The sequence below is a fragment of the Pseudomonas sp. PWP3-1b2 genome (assembly GCF_049896045.1).
Lineage (GTDB): Bacteria > Pseudomonadota > Gammaproteobacteria > Pseudomonadales > Pseudomonadaceae > Aquipseudomonas > Aquipseudomonas antarctica_B.
Map to the genome: position 1 here is coordinate 1 of NZ_JAFCTN010000001.1, position 20,515 is coordinate 20,515.

16 protein-coding genes are annotated in these 20,515 nt (G+C 61.4%); 2 read left to right on the top strand and 14 right to left on the bottom strand.

Going from position 1 to position 20,515, the window contains the following annotated elements; genetic code table 11:
• Window positions 1-473 precede the first annotated feature (473 nt).
• From ACP7A2_RS00005 to ACP7A2_RS00070, 14 genes are all read right to left on the bottom strand, one after another.
• Complete coding sequence (locus tag ACP7A2_RS00005; protein ID WP_426132546.1) at window positions 474-1,889, bottom strand: efflux transporter outer membrane subunit; 1,416 nt, start codon at window positions 1,887-1,889, stop codon at window positions 474-476.
• Window positions 1,886-5,065: an efflux RND transporter permease subunit gene (locus ACP7A2_RS00010; RefSeq protein ID WP_426132547.1), complete on the bottom strand. Its 3,180-nt coding sequence runs from the start codon at window positions 5,063-5,065 to the stop codon at window positions 1,886-1,888. The genes ACP7A2_RS00005 and ACP7A2_RS00010 overlap by 4 nt, the downstream gene beginning before the upstream one ends.
• A 15-nt stretch (window positions 5,066-5,080) precedes the next feature.
• Window positions 5,081-6,322, bottom strand: a complete 1,242-nt coding sequence (gene mexE / locus ACP7A2_RS00015; protein ID WP_426132548.1) for a multidrug efflux RND transporter periplasmic adaptor subunit MexE — start codon at window positions 6,320-6,322, stop codon at window positions 5,081-5,083.
• Window positions 6,323-6,531: 209 nt separating this feature from the next.
• Complete coding sequence (locus ACP7A2_RS00020; RefSeq protein ID WP_426132549.1) at window positions 6,532-7,863, bottom strand: TolC family outer membrane protein; 1,332 nt, start codon at window positions 7,861-7,863, stop codon at window positions 6,532-6,534.
• Window positions 7,864-7,886: 23 nt separating this feature from the next.
• Window positions 7,887-9,404 (bottom strand): DHA2 family efflux MFS transporter permease subunit, encoded by a 1,518-nt coding sequence (locus ACP7A2_RS00025; protein ID WP_426132550.1) that lies wholly within the window; start codon window positions 9,402-9,404, stop codon window positions 7,887-7,889.
• Entirely contained in the window at window positions 9,401-10,468 is a 1,068-nt protein-coding gene (locus ACP7A2_RS00030) for an HlyD family secretion protein (RefSeq protein WP_426132551.1), read from the bottom strand. The genes ACP7A2_RS00025 and ACP7A2_RS00030 overlap by 4 nt, the downstream gene beginning before the upstream one ends.
• 40 nt (window positions 10,469-10,508) lie before the next feature.
• The gene (locus ACP7A2_RS00035) at window positions 10,509-11,315 is read right to left on the bottom strand and encodes a DUF3050 domain-containing protein (protein WP_426132552.1); all 807 of its coding nucleotides are present in this window, start codon (window positions 11,313-11,315) and stop codon (window positions 10,509-10,511) included.
• Between the two features lie 60 nt (window positions 11,316-11,375).
• Window positions 11,376-12,326, bottom strand: coding sequence for a fatty acid desaturase family protein (locus ACP7A2_RS00040; RefSeq protein ID WP_426132553.1), 951 nt, complete (start codon window positions 12,324-12,326; stop codon window positions 11,376-11,378).
• 10 nt (window positions 12,327-12,336) lie between these two features.
• Window positions 12,337-13,164 carry an SDR family NAD(P)-dependent oxidoreductase gene (locus ACP7A2_RS00045; RefSeq protein ID WP_426132554.1) on the bottom strand — a complete coding sequence of 276 codons (828 nt, stop codon included), beginning with the start codon at window positions 13,162-13,164 and terminating at the stop codon, window positions 12,337-12,339.
• Entirely contained in the window at window positions 13,161-14,303 is a 1,143-nt protein-coding gene (locus ACP7A2_RS00050; protein WP_426132555.1) for an acyl-CoA dehydrogenase, read from the bottom strand. The genes ACP7A2_RS00045 and ACP7A2_RS00050 overlap by 4 nt, the downstream gene beginning before the upstream one ends.
• Before the next feature lie 3 nt (window positions 14,304-14,306).
• Window positions 14,307-14,750, bottom strand: coding sequence for a type II toxin-antitoxin system RatA family toxin (locus ACP7A2_RS00055; protein ID WP_426132556.1), 444 nt, complete (start codon window positions 14,748-14,750; stop codon window positions 14,307-14,309).
• Between the two features lie 14 nt (window positions 14,751-14,764).
• Window positions 14,765-16,024, bottom strand: a complete 1,260-nt coding sequence (locus tag ACP7A2_RS00060) for an aspartate aminotransferase family protein (RefSeq protein ID WP_426132557.1) — start codon at window positions 16,022-16,024, stop codon at window positions 14,765-14,767.
• The gene (locus tag ACP7A2_RS00065; protein ID WP_426132558.1) at window positions 16,021-17,085 is read right to left on the bottom strand and encodes an SDR family oxidoreductase; all 1,065 of its coding nucleotides are present in this window, start codon (window positions 17,083-17,085) and stop codon (window positions 16,021-16,023) included. Before ACP7A2_RS00065 ends, ACP7A2_RS00060 begins: the two co-directional genes overlap by 4 nt.
• Before the next feature lie 184 nt (window positions 17,086-17,269).
• Window positions 17,270-17,998, bottom strand: coding sequence for a helix-turn-helix domain-containing protein (locus ACP7A2_RS00070; RefSeq protein ID WP_426132559.1), 729 nt, complete (start codon window positions 17,996-17,998; stop codon window positions 17,270-17,272).
• 191 nt (window positions 17,999-18,189) lie between these two features.
• Between ACP7A2_RS00070 and ACP7A2_RS00075 the strand changes: the two genes are divergently transcribed.
• Complete coding sequence (locus ACP7A2_RS00075) at window positions 18,190-19,083, top strand: LysR family transcriptional regulator (protein ID WP_426132560.1); 894 nt, start codon at window positions 18,190-18,192, stop codon at window positions 19,081-19,083.
• Between the two features lie 106 nt (window positions 19,084-19,189).
• Window positions 19,190-20,200 (top strand): aldo/keto reductase, encoded by a 1,011-nt coding sequence (locus tag ACP7A2_RS00080; protein WP_426132561.1) that lies wholly within the window; start codon window positions 19,190-19,192, stop codon window positions 20,198-20,200.
• Window positions 20,201-20,515: the final 315 nt, after the last annotated feature.

Here is a 20,515-nt window from a genome sequence, read left to right on the forward strand (position 1 = left end):
CAGTTCCCACACAATCTGCTTTTGATCCAACCACTCAGGTCGGCTCTCAGGCCGCCGTGCTCTTGCTTTTGATTTTGCTTTTGACTTTGATCTCAGACGCCCCGTTAACCACGCTGGCCGAACGCAGGCTTGAAACCGTGGGTAACCCGGCAGGACGCCGGGTTAGCCGCACTGGGCCAAGGATGGCCCATTGCGGCGGCCCACGGTCCAAAGCCGGAGTGAGGGCACACCGAGCCATAGCGAGGTGCCGAGTGGTGGGGCAAGAGCCCTTTTGGTTACTTTTGGCTGGGCCGGCATTCCGGGCTCTTTTCCAAAAGTGACCCGCCGTAAGGGCGGAACCCATATCAGCCGTAACCGCAGCAACGGATATGCCCCCAGCAAACCAACACACAGGCCAAAAAAAAGCCCCGTGACCGAATGGATCACGGGGCTAAAAATTGGCTGGATGCGACCAACCAAAGGAGCTCTTTACATCACTTACTGCTAGCCACCACCGTGTCCGGCTGCCAGCCGCCACCCAACGCTTTGTAGATGGCCACAATCCCGCGATACAGATCCACTTCCGCCTGAGCCTGTGAATCCTCGGCCGCCAGACGCTCACGTTGGGCATCCAGCAATACCAGGAAGTCCACCGTCCCTTCGCGATAACGAATCGCCGCCAGGTCAGCCGCCGCACGGCTGGATTCACTTTGACGAATCAGCGAGACCAAACGCTGTTGGCGTTTGCCGTAATCACTGAAGGCATTCTCTGATTCTTCCAGTGCCAGCAACACTTGCTGCTCATAGGTCGCCAGCGCGCCGTCGGCCTCGGCATTCGCACCGCGCAACCGCGCACGTACGCTGCCCAGGTCGAACGCAGCCCAGGTAATGCTCGGGCCCAGGGACCAGGCATTCGCCGCTGCCGAACCAATCTGCGAACCCCGCCCGGCGGTAAAGCCAAGGAAGCCGCTGAGGCTCACCCGTGGGAACAGGTCGGCCTTGGCCACGCCGATACGCGCGGTGGCGGCGGCGAGTTTGCGTTCGGCACTGAGAATGTCCGGGCGACGTTGCAGCAGTTGCCCCGGGTCGCCAATCGGCAGCGCCTTGGCAATCGCCGGCAGGGCTTTGGGGCTCAGGTCCACGCTCAGCTTGTCGGGGCGCTGGCCGAGGAGAGTGGCGATGCGGTTACGCTCGCGCACTTGCTCGGCTTGCAGTTGCGGCACGCTGGCTTCAACCGCCGCCAAACGCGCGTCGGCACGTTCCACGTCGAGCTGATCACCCACGCCGGCATCGCGCAGGCTGACGGTGATGGTGCGCGATTCCTGCTGGTTCTTCAGGTTGTCCAGGGCAATGCGTTCGCGCAATTGAGCGCCGCGCAGTTGACCGTAGGCGTCCACCAGCTCGGCAATCATGGTGACTTGCAGTTGGTACAGGTCGGCTTCGGCTACTTGTTGGTCAGCGTCGCTGGCCTCCAGGTTGCGGCGGATACGGCCGAACAAGTCGACTTCCCAAGCCATGTCCAGGCCCAGGTCGTAGCGTTCACTGTTGACGCGCTGGGTGGTCTGGCCGGGAATCTGGCCTTTGCCCACATCGCTGCTGACCCGGCTGGTGACCACCGGCATGATGTCGTTGGCCGCGTCATCACGGATGGCGCGTGCCGCCCGCAGACGGGCAAATGCCACACGCAGGTCACGGTTACCGTCCAACGACTGGGTCACCAACTGGTCGAGGGTAGGGTCGTCGAACTGCTGCCACCAGATGCCTTCGTACTGGGCGTGGTCATAGCTTTTGGTGTCGGCGGCGGCCGTGATATTGGCCGCCTCCAGTTTTTCGGTTTTGTAGTCCGGGCCTACGGCACAGGCGGCGAGCGCCAGTACCAGCAGGCTCGGCAGAAAGACTTTCACGCTCATTGCTGTGTCTCCAGCTTCAAGGCCTTGGCCGCTTTGCGCGCTTCCTGGCGCTCCACATAGCGACGGATCAGTACGTAGAACACAGGCGTCAGCAACAGACCGAAGAAGGTCACCCCGATCATCCCGGAGAACACCGCCACGCCCATGGCATGACGCATCTCGGCACCGGCACCGCTGGACAACACCAGTGGCACCACACCCATGATGAAGGCGAACGAGGTCATCAGGATCGGCCGCAGACGCAGGCGGCAGGCTTCGAGTACCGCAGCGAGCGGGTCCAGGCCTTCCTGCTGTTTATCCTTGGCAAACTCGACGATCAGAATCGCGTTCTTACACGCCAGGCCCACCAGCACGATCAGGCCGATCTGGGTAAAGATGTTGTTGTCGCCGCCCGAGATAATCACCCCGGTAATGGCCGACAGCAGCGTCATCGGTACGATCAGGATCACCGCCAGCGGCAGGCTCCAGCTTTCGTATTGGGCGGCCAGTACCAGGAACGCCAGCAGTACGCAGAGCGGGAACACAAACAGTGCGGTGTTGCCCGAGAGGATTTGCTGATAGGTCAGGTCGGTCCACTCGTAAGTCATGCCGTTGGGCAGTTCGTCTTTCAGCAGTTTTTCAATCGCGACCTGCGCCTGGCCAGAGCTGTAGCCCGGCGCGGCGTTGCCGTTGATTTCAGCGGTGATAAAGCCGTTGTAGTGCATCACGCGGTCCGGGCCCGAGGTGTCGCTGACCTTGATAAAGGTCGCCAGCGGGATCATCTCGCCTTTGTTGTTACGCACTTTCAGCTGGCCAATCTGGTCTTCATCGAGGCGGAACTGCTGCTCGGCCTGCACGTTGACCTGGTAAGTACGGCCAAAGCGGTTGAAGTCGTTGGCATACAACGAACCCAGGTAGATTTGCAGGGTGTCGAAGATGTCGCTGATCGCCACGCCGTGGGTCTTGGCTTTTTCGCGGTCGATGGCCGCATCGACTTGCGGCACGTTGACCGTGTAGCTGGTGAACAGGCCAAACAACTCAGGCGTGGTGCGGCTCTTGGTGATGATGTTCTGCACTTCTTTGTACAGTTCGTCATACCCCAGGTTGCCACGGTCTTCGATTTGCAGGCGGAACCCGCCGATCGTACCCAGGCCCTGTACCGGCGGCGGTGGGAAGATCGCCATGTAGGCTTCCTGGATGTCGCTGTATTTGCCATTCAGCGCACCGGCAATCGCACCGGCCGACAGGCTCGGGTCTTTACGCTCGTCGAACGGCTTGAGGGTCACGAACACGATGCCGCTGTTCGGGCTGTTGGTGAAACCGTTGATCGACAGGCCCGGGAAGGCCACGGCTGCTTCCACACCCGGTTGTTTGAGCGCGATGTCAGACATACGCGTGATCACGTCTTCGGTGCGGTCCAGGCTCGCGGCGTCCGGCAATTGGGCGAAGGCCACCAGGTATTGCTTGTCTTGGGCTGGTACGAAACCGGTTGGCGTGTGAGCAAAACCGAACCAGGTCAGCACCATCAAGCCGGCGTACAGGAACAGCGCGATACCACTGCCGCGAATCACACGGCGTACGGTGCCGACATAACCGTGGCTGGCTTTTTCAAAGAAGCGGTTGAACGGACGGAACAACCAGCCGCCGAAAAGCTTGTCGAGGATTTTGGAGAAGCGGTCCTTCGGCGCGTCATGGCTGCGCAGCAACACCGCAGCCAGGGCTGGCGACAAGGTCAGCGAGTTGAAGGCCGAAATCACCGTCGAAATCGCAATGGTCAAGGCAAACTGCTTGTAGAACTGCCCGGTCAGGCCGCTGATAAAGGCCGCTGGAATGAACACCGCGCACAGCACCAGCGCCGTGGCGATGATCGGGCCGGTCACTTCGCTCATGGCCTTTTCAGTGGCCTGGAACGGTTCAAGCCCCAGTTCGATGTTCCGCTCGACGTTCTCCACCACCACGATGGCGTCATCCACCACAATACCGATGGCCAGTACCAGGCCAAACAGCGACAGCGCGTTAAGCGAGAAGCCAAACAGGTGCATTACCGCAAACGTACCGATCAACGATACCGGCACCGCCACCAACGGAATGATCGAGGCGCGCCACGTTTGCAGGAACAGAATCACTACCAGTACAACGAGAATCAGTGCTTCGAACAGGGTGTGAACCACCGCTTCGATGGAACCACGCACGAAGATGGTGGGGTCATACACGATGCTGTAGTCCATCCCTTGCGGGAAGCTCTTTTTCAGCTCGTCCATCTTGCCGCGCACTTCGTTGGAGATATCGATCGCGTTGGAACCCGGACGCTGGAAGATCGGGATCGCCACCGCCGGCTGGTTGTTCAGCAACGAGCGCAGGGCATATTGGCTGGAACCCAGCTCGATCCGTGCGATGTCTTTGAGGCGCGTGATCTCACCGTTATCGCCTGCGCGAATGACGATGTTCTCGAACTCTTCCTCAGTCACCAAACGGCCCTGAGTGTTTACCGACAACTGGAAGCTGGTGGCACTGGGTGCAGGTTGCGCACCCAGGGCACCGGCGGCGACCTGGCGGTTTTGCTCGCGAATGGCGTTGACCACATCGGTCGCGGTCAGGTTGCGCGAAGCGGTTTTGTTGGGATCCAGCCACACACGCAGCGAGTAGTCGCCCATGCCGAACAGCTGCACGTCACCCACACCGCCCAGGCGTGCCAGCTCATCCTTCACGTTTAGCAAGGCGTAGTTGGACAGGTAAAGCATGTCGTAACGCTGATCCGGGGAGGTCAAGTGCACCACCATGGTCAGGTCTGGCGAGGCCTTGTCCACGGTAATACCGATGCGCGTGACTTCCTCAGGCAGTTTTGGCTGAGTACGCGTCACCCGGTTTTGCACTTGCACCTGCGCGTTGTCCAGGTCGGTGCCCAGGGCGAAGGTGATGGTCAGGGTCAGCTTGCCGTCGGCGGTCGACTGCGAGGACATGTACAGCATGTTCTCGACGCCGGTGATGGCTTGCTCCAGGGGAGCGGCCACGGTTTCACCGATGACTTTGGGGTTGGCGCCGGGGAAGTTGGCACGTACCACAACCGTCGGCGGTACCACTTCCGGGTATTCGCTGATCGGCAATTGGAACAGCGAGATCGCGCCGGCGATCAGGATCAACAGCGACAGCACCGCTGCGAAGATCGGCCGCGAAATGAAGAACTTGGAAAAATTCATCTTGAGTTGTATCCCTTAACCGCGTGGGGCCGCGACAGCTGCGAGCTTGGACGCGGTTTTTTCCGGCGCCACTTGCTCCAGGTTGCTGGCTTCAAGCGCTTGTCGTTGTTGTGCCAAGGCGGCGAGGGTTTCCTTGCTGGCCATCGGGATGGTTTCCGGTGAGACCGGCGACCCCGGACGAATACGCTGCAAGCCCTTCACGACGATGGTGTCGTCCTTGTTCAAGCCGCTGCGCACGATGCGCAGGCCTTCGATCTTCGGCCCCAGTTCGACCGCGCGATAAGCCGGCTTGTCGCCGTCCATCACCAGTACGAACTTCTTGCCCAGGTCGGTGCCGACGGCTTCGTCGTTGATCAGCACGGCAGAGTAGGTGCCGCTGCCAACCAGCTTCAGGCGCGCATACAGGCCAGGGGTGTATTCGCCCTTGCTGTTATCAAACACGGCGCGACCACGAATGGTGCCGGTGGCCGGGTTGACCTGGTTGTCGACGAAGTTCATCTGGCCCAGGTGCGGGTTGCCGGTTTCGTTGGACAGGCCCAGGTACACCGGGGTCGTCGCGCCACGACGGCCTTCACGCGCCAGTTCGGTGTACTTGAGGTACACGCGCTCATCGGCGTCGAAGTAGGCGTAAACCTTGTCAGTGGACACCACGCTGGTCAGCGCGGTGGTATCGGCGGTGACCAAGTTGCCGGCGGTGATCTCGGCACGGCTGACGCGGCCGCTGATCGGCGAGGTCACGCGGGTAAAGCTCAGGTTGAGTTTGGCCAGGTCCAGTTGCGCCTGGATGCCGGCGACAGCGGCGCGGGCTTCCTGGGCGGCGGTGGTGCGCGAGTCGGCCAGCTCGGCGGAGATCGCGTTGCTCTGACGCAGACGCTCGCCACGTTGTGCTTCGTTGTCACTGCGGCTGGCGGCGGCTTTGGTTTGTGCGAGCTGGGCTTCAAGGCGACGCACTTCAGCCTGGAACGGACGCGGGTCAATCTGGAACAGCAGGTCGCCTTTTTTTACCAGGGCGCCTTCGGTGAACGCGACCTGATCGATCTGGCCCGACACGCGCGGACGAATCTGCACGGTTTCCGGGGCTTCGAGGCGACCGGTGAATTCATCCCACTCGTTGACCGGTTGTTCAAGCACCTTGGCCACACTGACTTTTGCAGGGGGCATGGCGGCCGCTTGTTCCGGGCTCTTGCCGCATGCGCTCATCACCACCACGGCCAAAATCGCCAGGGGGAAGCGCAAATGTTTGAGTGACTGTTCCATGAGGTGCATCCGCCAATGTATTTGAGATGGGCGGATCATGCGCGGCGAGGTGCTATGTCACGAATCGAATGAACCAAAGGTAACTATCATTCGGAATGATATAAGCGGCAGATAAGCCCCCCACAATGGGGGTTTCGTTAGGGAGCTATCAATGGCCTTGATGACAAAAGACTGTTGCGCGGGCTGCAAGAGACACCGCGCAGGTTTTATCAATTGAGCAGACGGCTGACTTCCTGCAGCCGCAGGTCGTTCAGATTTCCGGTGGACGCCAACAGGTTCAGTTGCGCCAGCAGAATCGCATAGCGCTGCTGAGCCAAACGCTGCCGGGTGTCGGCGACTTTTTGCTGGGCGTCCAGCACATCGGTATTAATCCGCGAACCGGCCTCGAAGCCGTGGGTCACCGAGGTGAGGTTGACCTGGCTGGATTTCAGCGCCTGTTTGAGGGCCTCGAACTGGCTGATACCGCTGGTGACCTGCAGGTACGCCTGGCGGGCCATCAAGCCGGCACTGCGGCGCGCGTCTTCCAGTTCATCCAACGCTTTGGTCTGCAACGCATGCGCCTCACGCACGCGGCTGCTGGTGCGGCCACCGCCGTAAAGCGGCACGCTCAATTTCACCCCCACCACGGTCTGGGTATAGCGGTTTTCCGGCAACGTGACGTCGTAGACATCGCCGCCCACCGAGGCGAAGCGACCATGGGCGGCGATCAGGTCCAGGGTGGGCAAGTGGCCGGCCTGTTCCTTGTCGATGTCCATTTCTGCCAGGCGTTGGGCAATTTGCGCCTGCTGCACGGCGAGGTTGCCCTGTTGCGCCGTGGTCGCCCAGTCGCCGATGGCGGCGGGCACCGGAGCGCTGAACGGCGGCTCTTTGCCCGACCACGGGCGCGCCTGGGCGGCGGTCAGTTGAGTCAGCGTTTCGGTGGCGATGTCCAGTGCACCACGGGCGGCAATCTGTTCGGCAAACGCCTGGTCGTATTTGGCCTGTATCTGTTCCAGCGCATTCGTGGTGGTGGCGCCGTCGGCCAGCAAGCGGCGGCTGCGGTCCTGGTTTTCGCGCAGGGTCTGCAGCTGTTGCGTGCGGGTGTTCAACAGTTCCTGATTGAGCAGCACGTCAAAGTAGGCGCGGGCCACGCGCAGCATCAAGTCCTGGCGCGCCTGTTCGGTCTGCACCTCACTGGCGCTGATCAGCAGTTTGCTCTGGTCATGGGCGATCACGTTCTGCCAGCGCAGCAGCGGTTGGGTGAGGACCACGGCGTAGGCATTGGTGTTATTGCGGTTGCGGCGGATATCGTTGGACTCGTCGGCATCGACCCAGGCCGCGCCGCCCGTGACGGACAGGTCCGGCAGCAGGTTGGCGCGGCTTTGCGGTTCCTTTTCTGCCGTGGCCAATTGTTGCGCCTGAGCGGCGGCGAACTTCATGTCATGGGTCAGCGCCTTCTGGTACAGCTGGTAAAGGTCGTCCGCCCAAACCTGTGCCGGCAGGCAGAACAGGGCCAGCCAGAACAAGGACGGGTGTTGGAATTTCAGCCCTGAAATACGCAAGGGGGTGTGCTCCACTGAAAAAATTATCGGCTGAGGGTGCTTCTGCGCATCATCAGCACCATGGGAATACCGATGGCCATGACCGCGCCCAACGTGCCGAACAGCATGCTGAAGGCGAGCATTTGCGCTTGTTCACGCGCTTGCAGGTAAGGCATCAAGGCCAGGGCTTGTTGATGGCTGGCAAGGCCCAGGGAGAGAAACAGCGGGTTGGTTTCCACGCCCCCCCAGCCGCCGGCAATCAAGCTCGATTCGGTGACGTGTTCCGAGAGCAGGCGATAGCGCTCCCACGAGAACCGCGTGAGCAGGGTGGCAGCGATTGCGATGCCGACGCTGCCGCCCAACTGGCGCATCAGGTTCAACACGCCCGAGGCGCCGGAGATCAACGTCAGCGGCAAGCGGCGCATCGCCAGGTTGGTCAGTGGCACAAAGATCATGCCCAGGCCCAGGCCACGAATCACCAGCGGCCAGTAAAGCGAGTCGGGGTTGCTGTCGAGGGTGAACTGGGTGTGCAGGAACATCGCATAGCAGTACATGACGATGCCGAGGGTGACGAACACACGCTCGTCGATCTTGTTTTCCTGGGACAGTTTGCCGATGACCAGGGTGCTGATGGCGCTCGCCACCGCGCCGGGGAAAATCACCAGCCCGCTTTGGTAAGCGCTTTGCGCCAGCAGTGTCTGCAAGAATAACGGCACCATGAACAGCGTGCTGTACAGCCCGAACCCCACGCAAAACGCACAGATACACCCCATCAGGAACTCGCGGTTCTGAAACAGCGCGACGTTGACGATCGGGTTGGCGACACGTCGCTCCCACCAGAAGAACCCGACCAAACTGAAACTGCTCAGCAGCAGGCAGGCGACCGTCCAGTTGGACTCCATCCAGTCCCAATGCTCGCCACGTTCCAGCAGGATCTGCAGGCTGCCGACCCCCAGGGCCAGCAGGCAGAAGCCGCTGTAGTCAACGCTGGTGGGTTTGCTTTCGTTGGGCGAATCGCTGATGCACAGCCAGCTGAGTAGCAGCGCCACAGCGCCGATCGGCAGGTTGATCAAGAAGATCCAGTGCCACGACAGGGTGTCGATCAGGTAACCACCGACAGTCGGCCCCAGAGTCGGCCCCATCATCACGCCGACGCCGTACAAGGCCATGCCGCTGCTGACTTTTTCCTTGGGGAACACGTCGTAGATGATCGCCTGGGAAATCCCCAGCAACCCGCCGCCCGCCAGGCCTTGCAGCACGCGAAAGGCCACCAGTTGCCAGAGTTCGGTCGACATTGCGCACCCCAGTGACGCCAGCACGAATACGGCGGTGGACACCAGGTAATACGTGCGCCGGCCGAACCACGCCGACAGCCAGCCGCTGACCGGCAAGATCACCACGTTGGCGACCACGTAGCCGGTGGACACCCACGAAATCTCATCGACCGAGGCGCCGTAAGTGCCCATCAAGCTGGGAATGGCGACGTTGACGATGGTCACGTCGAGCAACTCCATCATCGACACCAGCGTCACGGTGAACGCAATCAGGTACGGCGACCTCATAGCGTTTGGCTGCCGTGCTGCTGTGTGGCGACTTCGACGAACGCGCTCATGCCAGGGCTCAATAACGCCTTGTAGTCATCCGGCACGTCCTTGAGGGCGATGCGCACCTGCACGCGCTGCACCACCTTGGTGAAGTTACCGGTGGCGTTCTCCTGCGGCAGCAAGGAAAACTTCGCCCCGGTGGCCGGAGCCAGGCTTTCGACGACTCCGTTGAAGGCATGCTCGGGAAACGCATCCACGGTGACTTTGGCGGCTTGACCGACGCGCACGCGCCCGACCTGGGTTTCCTTGAAGTTGGCGGTGATCCACAGCGGGTCAGTGGCGATCAGGCTCAACAGCTTTTGGCCGGCGACCACGAACTGGCCAGGCTCCACCTCTTTTTTCGAGACGATACTGCGCACGGGCGCGGTCTGGCGGGCGTCGCGCAGTTTGATTTTGGCCTGTTCCAGTTCGGCTTGGGCCGCCGCGATGCGATAGTCCTGCACCTTCAGCTCGGCCTTGCCTGCCAGGGTACTTTGCGCTGCGGCCTGGGCGTTGCTGCGCGCTGCTTCCTGGGCATGGCTGAGCGCCTCGAAATGCGCCTTGGCCACTTCCAGGTCCTGGGTGCTCAACACACCCTGGGCGGCCAGGCGACGCGCGCGCTGGTAGTCGTTGCGTGCCTGCTCAAGGTTCGCGCTCGATTGCGCCAGAGCCGCCTGCGCCGCCTGGCGCATGGCTATCGCGCCGAGGATCTGGCTGTCCAGCGCCCCCGGGCTGCCACTGCGCCCGGCGGCAGAGAGCAACGCTTGCCATTGCGCCTCACGCTGCTCTACCTGGTACTGATATTCGCTGTCGCGAATCTGGTACAGCAGGTCGCCGCTTTCCACCGTGGTGTTGTCCATCACCGGCACGCTCATCACCACGCCGGACAACTTGGCCCGTACCGGAATGATCACCCCGTCGAGCTCCGCGTTATCGGTGCTCACGTAGGCGCTGGAGTACTGCCAGCGCTGCCAGCCGAGCAACAACAGCCCCCCGACCACGACGCCGCACAGTGTCAGTTTTACAAGCTTGCCTTTGGTCATGTTCCGGTTCCTGTGTTTGCGCGTCACTGTTCAAGCGGGTTCAGAAGCTGTGTTCAGCCTGGCGCACAGGGCGCTGCGCAGTGCGACGAGCTTTTTCCAGGAGGAACTGATTCACGCCGTCCCACAGGTCGATGCGCGAATTGATAGCGGTTTTGGCGCTCTCGACCATGTGCTGGTGTTGCTCGGGGGTGGTGACGATTTCGGCGATGATGCGTTTGGCCGCCGGGCCGTGTTCGTCGCCATCCATTTCGATGTGGCGCTTGAGGTAATAGGTGAGCATCGGCACCTCGGTTTCGCTGACCGACCATTGCGCGAGCAGGCGACCGAACATGTCGGGGATGATGTCTTCACGGCCAAAGAAAAAGTACGCGAGCACCGCCTCGGTGGAGCCGTGCTGCGCGATGTCGAGGGTCTGGCACATGAACACCTTGGCGGCCAGCGGAATCTCGCTGTCATTGAGGGCTTTGGCCAACGGCACCCTGGCCTGGATGGCCGCGAGGAAGCGGCGGAACACGCTGCTGTCGGCGCCGATTTCATCCATGGCGATGAGGTACAGGTCCAGGTGGCTGATAAAACCGCCGTCGGGGTGTTCGTCGGTTTCTTCACCCACCACAATTTCATTGATCAGGCGTGCGGCGGTGATGTGCACCGGCGGCACCCAGGGCAACTCCACGCAGGTGAGGTCGCGCTGGATACGCTTGAGCAACGTCATGAAGTCCCACACGGCAAACACGTGAAACTCCATCAGCGTGCGCACGTCTTCGACGGTACGGATATTGGCGAACAGCGGGTGGCTGAAGAGTTGTTCGCGTTCGACTTCGATGTGGCTATCAATATCAAATGACATAGGTGCTCCTGCGGCCTGAAACGTCAGGCGGGAAATCCATAGGGAAATTAGGCGGTAAGGTCAGTCGTTTACCGTGTCTCCACGGTAAGGGTGGCGGCCGGTGGCGTACTTGAAAGACGCGACGAAGCGCCTTTCCAGCAGGTAGTGCTTGTCGGCGTACCATCCCGAATCCAGCAGTTGACGGTGCACGCGGGGCAGTCGCCAGCACGGCACGGCCGGGTAAAAATGGTGTTCCAGGTGAAAGTTCGAGCCAGCGTGCAGCCAGGTACTCAGGCGCGAGGTGCGTGAGCGGGCAGGTGGCTGCTGCGGGCCGGCACTGAACGCGTGTTCCTGATACGCGTTGACCGCCGACAGCAGAAACGCGACCGCCAGCGTCAGGCCAAACCCCAACAGCAAACCGTCGACCCACACCATGGCGAGCGTGTAGAGGCCGAGCCAGCCGAGCTGGCACGCCAGGTTGCAGCGCGCCAGCCACTGAACTTGCGCCGCGCTCAAGGGCAACGGCGAAGGTTCGTTCAGCGGCCCGAACGCCAGGCGCAGCGTGGCGTGCAGGTAATTGGACGTGGCCGCCAGACGCGACACGGCAATGCGGCTCGCCAGGCTGCGATAGCGTGAAAAGTGCCGGTAGTCCGGGTCCTTCGCGCTGTTGTTGAAGCGATGGTGCTGCCAGTGATCGACGAAGTAGCCGGTCACACAGAACCCCGGCAGCAGCGAACTGGTGAGAATGCCCAGGTAGCAGCTGCGCATCGGGTTTGCGCTCAGGTTGAAGTGAAAGCCTTCATGCCCAAGGATCGCTTGCAGAAACAAGCCATAGCCCGCCAACACCAGCAGCGGCGCGCTCAGCAGCAGCCAGCCGGTGGAGGCGTTGTTGGCCACCCACACAAACAGCGCGAGCGGCAGCACGTAGAGGCTCAAGGCGTAACCGATGACCAGCAGGGACTCGCCCGGCCGGGCCTTGAACAGGGCACGGTCGAGGCGAACCTGCGGCTTGGAGTGAAGTTGACTGGCCATTGGCGGCGCGTTACTCGATCAATTCAGGTTTGAGCGCCAAGTGCCCGCCACGGGTCAACGTGCGCAGGCGCAGAGCGATGAATGCATCGACCACACTCGGCAGGCTGCGCGCGGTGTACATCGCCAGCGTGCCCATGAAGGTCAACCCACGGTTGCGCAGGCCGTCTTTCTGGCAGGCGCGCACCAGGCCGTCAGAGGCAGCGTCGAGTTTTTCTTCCAGGGACAGCAGGGTCTTGTCACCCCACATGAACGTCACCAGGCGCTTGACCGACAGGCCAACCCGCTGGGCCGGCAAATGAATCGCGGTGTCGATAAAACCGGGGTACACCGTGACCACATCGAGCTGCCCGCGGTACTGCATGCGCAGCACGTCGGAATACGCGCTCAGCGCCCGTTTGCTGGCGGCATAGGCGGCCACATACGGTGCATTCACCAGCGCAAACAGCGAGGACACGTTGACCACCTTGCCGCGCTTGCGCAGCAACCCCGGCAAGAACCCGGAGACCAGTTGCCACGGCGCAAACAGGTTCACATCAACCGCCCGCGTGACCTCATCGGTCACCCCGGTTTCACCGCGTTCGAGGGTCAAGGTGCCGGCGTTGTTGATCAGAATGTCGATGTCGCCGAAGTCGGTGCTGATGGCGCCAATCACCTCGGCCAGGGCGCGGCGGTCGCCCAGGTCAACCTGGTAAAACGCATCCAGCAGCTCAGGCGTTTGCGGCGCCAGAATGTCCAGGCCGATCACCGTGGCGCCCTGGCGCTTGAGCTTGCTGGCGGCAGCATGGCCCAGGCCGCGCGCGGAGCCGGTGATAACGATGATTTTTCCAGGCAGGTTCATGGGTGCGCTCCGGCGATGCTGAAGGTTGAGTGGGACAAATAGGTGTCGAGGTTGCTGGCCATGGAGATCTTCGCCGGCGGGTGAAATTGCAGGCCACGGACGGCCATCACCCAGTTCGAACTCTGGTTGCCGGCGATAAACGCCATTCCGCCGAGCATGGCGTGAGCCTGGTCGGAGAGCTGGGTGAGCAGTTGCTCGATGCCGTAGCGCACCAGCAACAGGCGGGCGAGCACGTTTGGCAGGTCGTTAGGGTTACGCTCGATGTCCAGCGCTGCGCCTTCCAGAGCGCTGATTGCCAATTGCAGGTTGGCCGCCAGGTCGACGCGGTGATGGGCGGTCCAGCGTGCGGCGTCGGTCACGGATTCGATCAGGCCGGCGCAGGCACCTGCATAGGACGCGCAGATCAACAGCTCGAACCAGATGAAACCCACGGTTTGCACATCGCCCAACAGGTGTTTGTAGCCGGCGGAAAACAGCATGCGCTCGGGCACAAACACTTCATTGAGGCGCACCTCGATGCTTTCGGCGGCGGCCAGCGCGCTGTTCTGCCAGAACGGCAAGCGGCTGATGCCCGCAGCGTTGGCAGGAATCAACGCGACCATCAGCTCTTCGCCCTCGGGCCCCTGACGGATGTAGCTGGCAGTGAGCAAATCCATCGACTGCCCGAGGCAGCAGGGCTTCTTGCTGCCGCTGAGCAACACGCCTTCCGGGGTGTGCACCGCCTGCATGGCCGAGTCGAGAATACCGGCGCCCGAATGGCCCTCGGCAAATCCCGAGGCCAGCAGCAAGCGGTTTTGCGCGACCGCGGCCAACAACAGGCCCTCGGCGCCTCCACCGTTTTGCGTCAGTGCCAGCAGGCTGGCCACGGAAAACTGGTGCATGGTGCTGGCGACTGCCAGCGACGGCGAGCGCGCACCGAGGGCGATCTGCACATGCACCGCTTCCAGAATGCTGGCGCCCAGCCCACCGGCCGCGCGGCTGACCAGCAGGCCAACCGGGCCGTGCTTTTTGAACAGTGCGATGACTTCACTGTGGGGGCCTTCGCGGTCAGCAAACGCAATGGCCGCCAAGCGCTCGTCAAACTCCGGCGCAGCGCTGTGGAGCAGGGCGCGTGAGCGGTTTAACAATGACAGTGACATGGCTCAGGCCTTCAGGTAGCTCGCCGGAAACAGACCGGTGATGATCGAGTGAATGTTTTCGCGGATGGCCTGCTGGGCCACCGGGTCGAGCATGTCGGCGAGCATCGGCAGGCCCAGGTCAAAGCGCGATTCGAAGGTGATGATCGAGTCCTTGCCGTCGGGCAGCACTTTCCAGGTACCCGAGAAATGGTCCACGTCGCCGGCCATTTGCTCAAAGTGGATTTCGCGGGTTTCGGGGTTGAACGTGTCGCGCTCTTGCCATTTGAGAATGCCGCTGTGGAAGTTGACTTCCCACGAGGTGAACGACACCAGGTCGCTGACCTTGTTGATCGTGATGGTGCGCACCGAGTCGCACAGCTCGACGTAGTTGCTGAAGTCGCTGATCACGGCGAAGACTTGATCAGCGCAGGCATGGGGGATGTGTGCCTGTACATTGACTTGTTGCATGGGGCGGATTCCATTCAAAGGGTAGGGACGGAGGAGGTGAGCGCGCTCGCGAACCCCTCGATCAACCGGGTGCAGTCCTGGGCGGTCAGCAGCGGCGAAGGCGTGAGCCTGATCACTCGGTGATCATTGAGTGAGTGGCACACAATGATGTGCTGTTCGATCAAGGCCATGACCATGTTGGCGGCGATGGAGGCCTCGGTGAATTCGAAGCCCAGCAGCAAGCCCGCGCTGCGAAACTTGACGCGCTCGGCCAAGCCCATTTGCGTGAGCAAGTTGGTGAAGCGGGCGTGCAGTTCCTGGCCCATCAGCCGGGCGCGTTCCACCAGGTTCTCTTGCTGCATGACTTGCAAGGTGGCCTGCACGGCCGCCATCGCCAGCGGGTTGGCGCCGAAGGTGGTGGTGTGCACCGTGGGGTTGCGATTGAACGGCGCGTAGATCGCCGCGCTGGCCACCATTGCACTGACAGGCACGCAGCCGCCGGACAGGCTTTTGCCGACCAGCATGATGTCGGGCACCACCTGTTCCCTGTCGCACGCCCACCAATGGCCGGTGCGGCCCAGGCCCGACTGGATTTCATCAAAAATCAGCACCGCGCCGTAGTAATCACACAGTTCGCGCACGCGGGTCAGGTAACCCGCCGGGGGCAGGATCACACCGGCTTCGGCCTGGACCGGTTCGAGAATCACGCAGGCCTTTTCCGGCGAGGCGCTGAGTTGCTGTTCCAGCGCAGCGCTGTCGCCGAAGGGCACAAAGTCGGTGTCGCCGAGCAGGCCACTGAAGGGCTCGCGGTAGCTGTCGCGACCGGTGACGGAGAGTGCGCCGAGGGTTTTGCCGTGGAAACCGCCGAGGGTCGACAGTGTGCGGCGGCAGCCGTTGAGCCGGGCGAGTTTCAAGCCGGCCTCGGTGGCTTCAGCTCCCGAATTGCAGAAAAATACATAGTCCAGGTTGTCCGGGCAGCACGTTGCCAGAGCGTGTGCGGCCAAGGCTTGTTGCGGGTTGAGCAACAGCTTGCTGGACAGGGCGTTTTGTTGCAGTTGGCGCGTCACGGCTTCCACCACCACCGGGTGGCCATGGCCGAGGAAAAACACGCCGTAGCCACCCACGTCCAGGTACTCGCGGCCCTGGCTGTCATAAATGTAGACGCCACGGCTGGACTGCTCGATCGGCAAGTTCATCAGCGCGGCGAGGCGTGCGTAGCCCGAGTTCACGTGCTGGCGAAAAAACTGATCGATCTGTTCGGCGTCGGGTGCAGGTTCGACGGGACGCCGGTTCATGCCGGGCTCGCTTCTGTCGCGGGTGGCACGGGCTGCTTGAGCATGCGGGTCAGCGCACCTAACTTGGGGGCCAGGTGGTTGAGTGACAGCAGTAATTCACGGCTCACATCCCGTGCGCTGAACGCCTGCTCGCCGAGCAGCTGCGGCAATGAGGTCGGCAGTGGTGTGCGCAGGCAGGCATAGCGGCACAGCTGGTTGGCGCGGCCCAGCGCGGCCTGGATGTTGCCGGACAGCGCTGGCAGGAATACCGGGCGGATCAACCGCTCATAAATATCCGGTGCCATGCAACGTGGCCGGGTGAAGGCTTGCGCCTGGGTTTGCATCGACTGGCACATCAGGTCCAGCAGGCGGGTGAGGTCCAGGGACTGCGGGCCGCTGGTGAGGAAGTAGTCCTCGCCAATCAAGCGCTGGTGCAGCGCATTGGCGATCGCCTGGGCGGCCACGTCCCGAGCGATCAGGTCGACATAACCTGCCGGTGGGCAAGGAATGATCGGCAGCACGCCGGACATCATCAGCCCCATGGTCATGTGAAAACCCTGGAAGTTGGGCATGTGCCCGCTGTCCGAATTGCCGATGATGATGGACGGGCGGAAGATCGACACGTCGATCCCGGACGAGCGCACCAGGGTTTCGGCCTGGCGCTTGGCAACTTCGTACGGCGTTTCAGCCTGCACGCCTTCGTAGTAATCGCACGGATGGGCGAAGGCTGTGCTGACGTGATAAAGCGGCACTTTGGCCTGCTGCACAAACCTCACGATGTTTTCGGTGCCGAGGTAGTTCACCGAAAAAATCTGGTCGATGTCGCCATCCATACGGGTGACTGCAGCGGCGTGGATCACCCAATCCACACGGTTGAGCAGCGCTTCGTAATCAGCGGCGGCCAACCCCAGCCGAGGGCTGCAGATATCGCCCTTGAGCACTTCAACCCCTGGGTGGCGGATGCGGCTTTTGCGCGCCAGGCACACCAGGTGAACGTCCTTGGCCAGGCAGTCGATCAGTGAATCACCGAGTACGCCTGAGCCCCCTGTGAGCAGGACGGTTAATTTTTGCGGTTCTGACATGTAGGATGCTTCCTGCGGACTCATCGAAAGAATTAACGGTGCGTTCCGCCGAATCCCAGGCACAGATGCCCCTGGCGAACACTCTTGTATTCACCTTCAGCCGCGCTGAGGGGCTCTGTGGAGGGAGACGATCAGCACTTAGCGTGTTGGCGAATAAGATGCGATCGATATTGGCGTTTTGATATCAGTGCGTCTTGAATGAAACGCTTGTCTTGCGCAATACCTTGGCTGCGGTGCGGGGCGTCATGCCAATCATGCGGCGCATCATGCGGGCCAGGTGCGCCTGGTCGGAGAAGCCGCCGTCTGCGGCAGCGTCCGACAAGCTGGAACCACCGGCAAGGGATTTGGAAGCGCGTTCGAGTTTGTTCCAGATGATCCATTGGGACAGCGAAACGCCCATCTGGTGGGTCGCCACACAACGCAAGCGCGGGCTGGACAAGCCCACCGCATTGGCGGCGCGGCCAACTGAGCCGGGGCCGTCGCGGTCCAGGCGCAAAATGTTCAAGGCTTTATAGAGGCGTTGGTCGATGGGCGCGGAGATCGCCAGCAGGCGTGCGAGCGCTTCGACGAACTGGGGCAGGGAGGTGGTGCAGCGAAAACATTCCAGCAGTTCATCGCTGGCCAGGGCGATGCCGTTGTCCTGCAGCAGCGCATTGAGTGCGCGGCCCAGCGGGGTGTCAGGGTTGATGTAGACGAAGGCGACCGGATGACAGTCAGGCACTGCACGGTGTTCGACATTGGGGCCGATAATCACGCCCGCCGCGCGAATTAACTGCCCTGGAAGCTCCAGGGTGACCGGGTGATTGACGCCGATGCACAGCTGGATCGCAACATGGGAATGGGCAGTGTTTTGATCCGCACGGCCAATGTAACCGGCCCATGAATCACCGAAGGTAACGTTGCCATCCCACATGTAAGGTCGTCCTGACTCGAAGGGTAAATACTGCGTGTGCAGGTTAGGCCTGCACGGGTTTCGATTCAAGCACCGCACGGCGCCTGCACGTCAAGACCGCGGGATACAGGGCTGAATGCTGCACGCTGCGACACCTTCCCATTGATGTGAGATAGGCTATCGAGCGATCAGTCTATGAATGAGGTTCATAAATGGCGCGTGAAGGTTACGGTGACCTGTTGGCATTTATTGCGGTGGCTCGGGAGCGCAGCTTTACCCGCGCGGCTGCCCAGCTCGGCGTTTCGCAGTCGGCGCTGAGTCATACCATTCGCGCGCTGGAAGCCCGCCTTGGCGTGCGTTTGTTGACCCGAACCACGCGAAGTGTGGCGCCGACCGACGCGGGAGAGCAGCTGTTCAACAAGCTGGCGCCGCGCTTTGAAGAGATTGAGGCGGACCTGGCCGAAGTGGTTGAGTTGCGGGATTCACCTCGCGGCACGGTGCGCATATCGGCGACTGATTACGCTGCAAACGCGGTGCTGTGGCCACGTCTGGCAGCATTCATGCCGCGCTTTCCCGATATCAACATCGAGATCACCACCGACTACGGCCTGACCGATATCGTTGCCGAGCGTTATGACATTGGCGTGCGTTTGGGCAATCAGGTTGCTCAGGACATGGTCGCCGTCAGAATCGGCCCCGACCTGCGCATGGCGATGGTCGCGTCGCCAGCGTATTTGCATGCGCACCCGGCGCCGCAGGAGCCGCAAGACCTGGCGGCGCATAACTGCATCAACCTGAGGCTGCCTACCCATGGAGGTTGCTACCCCTGGGAGCTGGCAAACGGTGAGCGCGAGGTGCAGGTTCGGGTGCAGGGCCAACTCACCTTCAACGGCACGTACCCGATGCTGGCGGCTGCCCTGGATGGCTGTGGCGTGGCTTATCTGCCAGAGGATCTGGTGAAGGAGCACGTTGCCTGCGGCCGTCTTTGTTGGGTGCTGGAGGCATGGTTTCCGACCTTTCCCGGGCTGCACATTTACTACCCGAGCCGGCGGCAGTCGTCACGGGCGCTTAGCCTGGTGGTGGATGCGCTGCGCTACAAGGCGTAGGCCATTCATGAATCAGCCTCATGGCCGTATCCTTTTTTAGCGCCTTAATCACTTAATCGAATGCGGCTAGGATCAATTAGTCTTTTCAACGCCTTTGGGGTGAATGATGAATTACCGTTACCTGGGCCGCAGCGCCCTGAAAGTATCGCCGTTGTGCCTGGGCGCCATGATGTTCGGCGGCGAGACCGATGAAGCGACAAGTCAACGCATCATCGACAAAGCCGGTGCTGCCGGCATCAACTTCATTGACACGGCGGATGCCTACCACGCGGGGCGCTCCGAAGAGGTCGTCGGCCGTGCCATCGCGGCCCAGCGTGACCACTGGGTGGTGGCAACCAAGTTCGGTTATCCGTCGTCGGCCGATGCTGGCCCCAATCAACAGGGGCAGTCGCGTAAATGGATCATCCAGAATGTCGAGGCCAGCCTGAAACGTTTGGGCACCGACTATATCGATATTCTGTATTTCCACCGCACCTTGAGTGATGCGCCGATGGAAGAGGGCTTGCGCGCGATTGACGACCTGATTCGCCAGGGCAAGATCCGCTATTACGGCGCTTCGAATTTCCACGGTTGGAAAATCGCCGAGATGGTGCGGATCGCCGATGCGTTGGGCATTCAGCGGCCGACCGTCAGCCAGCCGTTGTACAACATCGTCAATCGTATTGCCGAGGTCGAGCAATTGCCCGTCGCCGGCAATTACGGCATTGGGGTTGTGCCCTACAGCCCGCTTGCCCGTGGCGTTCTCAGCGGTAAGTACCCAGTGGACGCACCGCCGCCGGCGGATACCAGGGCGGGTCGCGGTGACAAGCGAATCCAGCAGACAGAATGGCGGCCCGAGTCTTTAAAAATTGCCCAGGCCATCGCCCGGCACGCCACCGATCGCGGCACCACTTCAGTGGCCTTTGCCATCGCCTGGGTGCTGAAGAACCCGCTGATCAGCGCGGCAATCGCAGGCCCGCGCACCGAGGCTCACTGGGACAGCTACCTGGACGCGCTAGGGCTGGAACTGGGGCCGGATGACGAAAAACTGGTGGACAGCCTGGTAGTGCCGGGGCATGCATCGACCCACGGTTTCACGGACCCGGGCTACCCGGTCGAAGGTCGCAAAGTAAGCTGAATCGATGGGCGCAGGGTATCGGGATTCAGCAGTTAACGTTCTTGTGTCAATCGGCAGGATAGCGATCACCCACGACCTTCCGCACACCGGCCAGCCAAAGGGTTGGGTGGTGGCGCGGTGACATCACTGCGCTCAAGGCGTTCCAATGTTGTACAAAAATAATTAAATGTACAACTTTTCATAAAGTTCTTAATCTCGATGCCGAAAGGTTACTGAAACGTTTAATTACATAAAACGTGATCAGCCGAATGAGCCAGACAGAGCCAGGCATTCGAGAAATGGAGAGTTCTCAACTAGAAAACCAACGACAAAACG

Bases quoted from the DNA above. Each gene is read 5' to 3' on its own strand.
- ACP7A2_RS00065 (WP_426132558.1), bottom strand. From the start codon at position 17,085: ATGTCAGAACCGCAAAAATTAACCGTCCTGCTCACAGGGGGCTCAGGC.
- ACP7A2_RS00075 (WP_426132560.1), top strand. From the start codon at position 18,190: ATGGCGCGTGAAGGTTACGGTGACCTGTTGGCATTTATTGCGGTGGCT.
- ACP7A2_RS00010 (WP_426132547.1), bottom strand. From the start codon at position 5,065: ATGAATTTTTCCAAGTTCTTCATTTCGCGGCCGATCTTCGCAGCGGTG.
- mexE (WP_426132548.1), bottom strand. From the start codon at position 6,322: ATGGAACAGTCACTCAAACATTTGCGCTTCCCCCTGGCGATTTTGGCC.
- ACP7A2_RS00045 (WP_426132554.1), bottom strand. From the start codon at position 13,164: ATGAACCTGCCTGGAAAAATCATCGTTATCACCGGCTCCGCGCGCGGC.
- ACP7A2_RS00050 (WP_426132555.1), bottom strand. From the start codon at position 14,303: ATGTCACTGTCATTGTTAAACCGCTCACGCGCCCTGCTCCACAGCGCT.
- ACP7A2_RS00035 (WP_426132552.1), bottom strand. From the start codon at position 11,315: ATGTCATTTGATATTGATAGCCACATCGAAGTCGAACGCGAACAACTC.
- ACP7A2_RS00005 (WP_426132546.1), bottom strand. From the start codon at position 1,889: ATGAGCGTGAAAGTCTTTCTGCCGAGCCTGCTGGTACTGGCGCTCGCC.
- ACP7A2_RS00040 (WP_426132553.1), bottom strand. From the start codon at position 12,326: ATGGCCAGTCAACTTCACTCCAAGCCGCAGGTTCGCCTCGACCGTGCC.
- ACP7A2_RS00025 (WP_426132550.1), bottom strand. From the start codon at position 9,404: ATGAGGTCGCCGTACCTGATTGCGTTCACCGTGACGCTGGTGTCGATG.
- ACP7A2_RS00070 (WP_426132559.1), bottom strand. From the start codon at position 17,998: ATGTGGGATGGCAACGTTACCTTCGGTGATTCATGGGCCGGTTACATT.
- ACP7A2_RS00060 (WP_426132557.1), bottom strand. From the start codon at position 16,024: ATGAACCGGCGTCCCGTCGAACCTGCACCCGACGCCGAACAGATCGAT.
- ACP7A2_RS00055 (WP_426132556.1), bottom strand. From the start codon at position 14,750: ATGCAACAAGTCAATGTACAGGCACACATCCCCCATGCCTGCGCTGAT.
- ACP7A2_RS00080 (WP_426132561.1), top strand. From the start codon at position 19,190: ATGAATTACCGTTACCTGGGCCGCAGCGCCCTGAAAGTATCGCCGTTG.
- ACP7A2_RS00030 (WP_426132551.1), bottom strand. From the start codon at position 10,468: ATGACCAAAGGCAAGCTTGTAAAACTGACACTGTGCGGCGTCGTGGTC.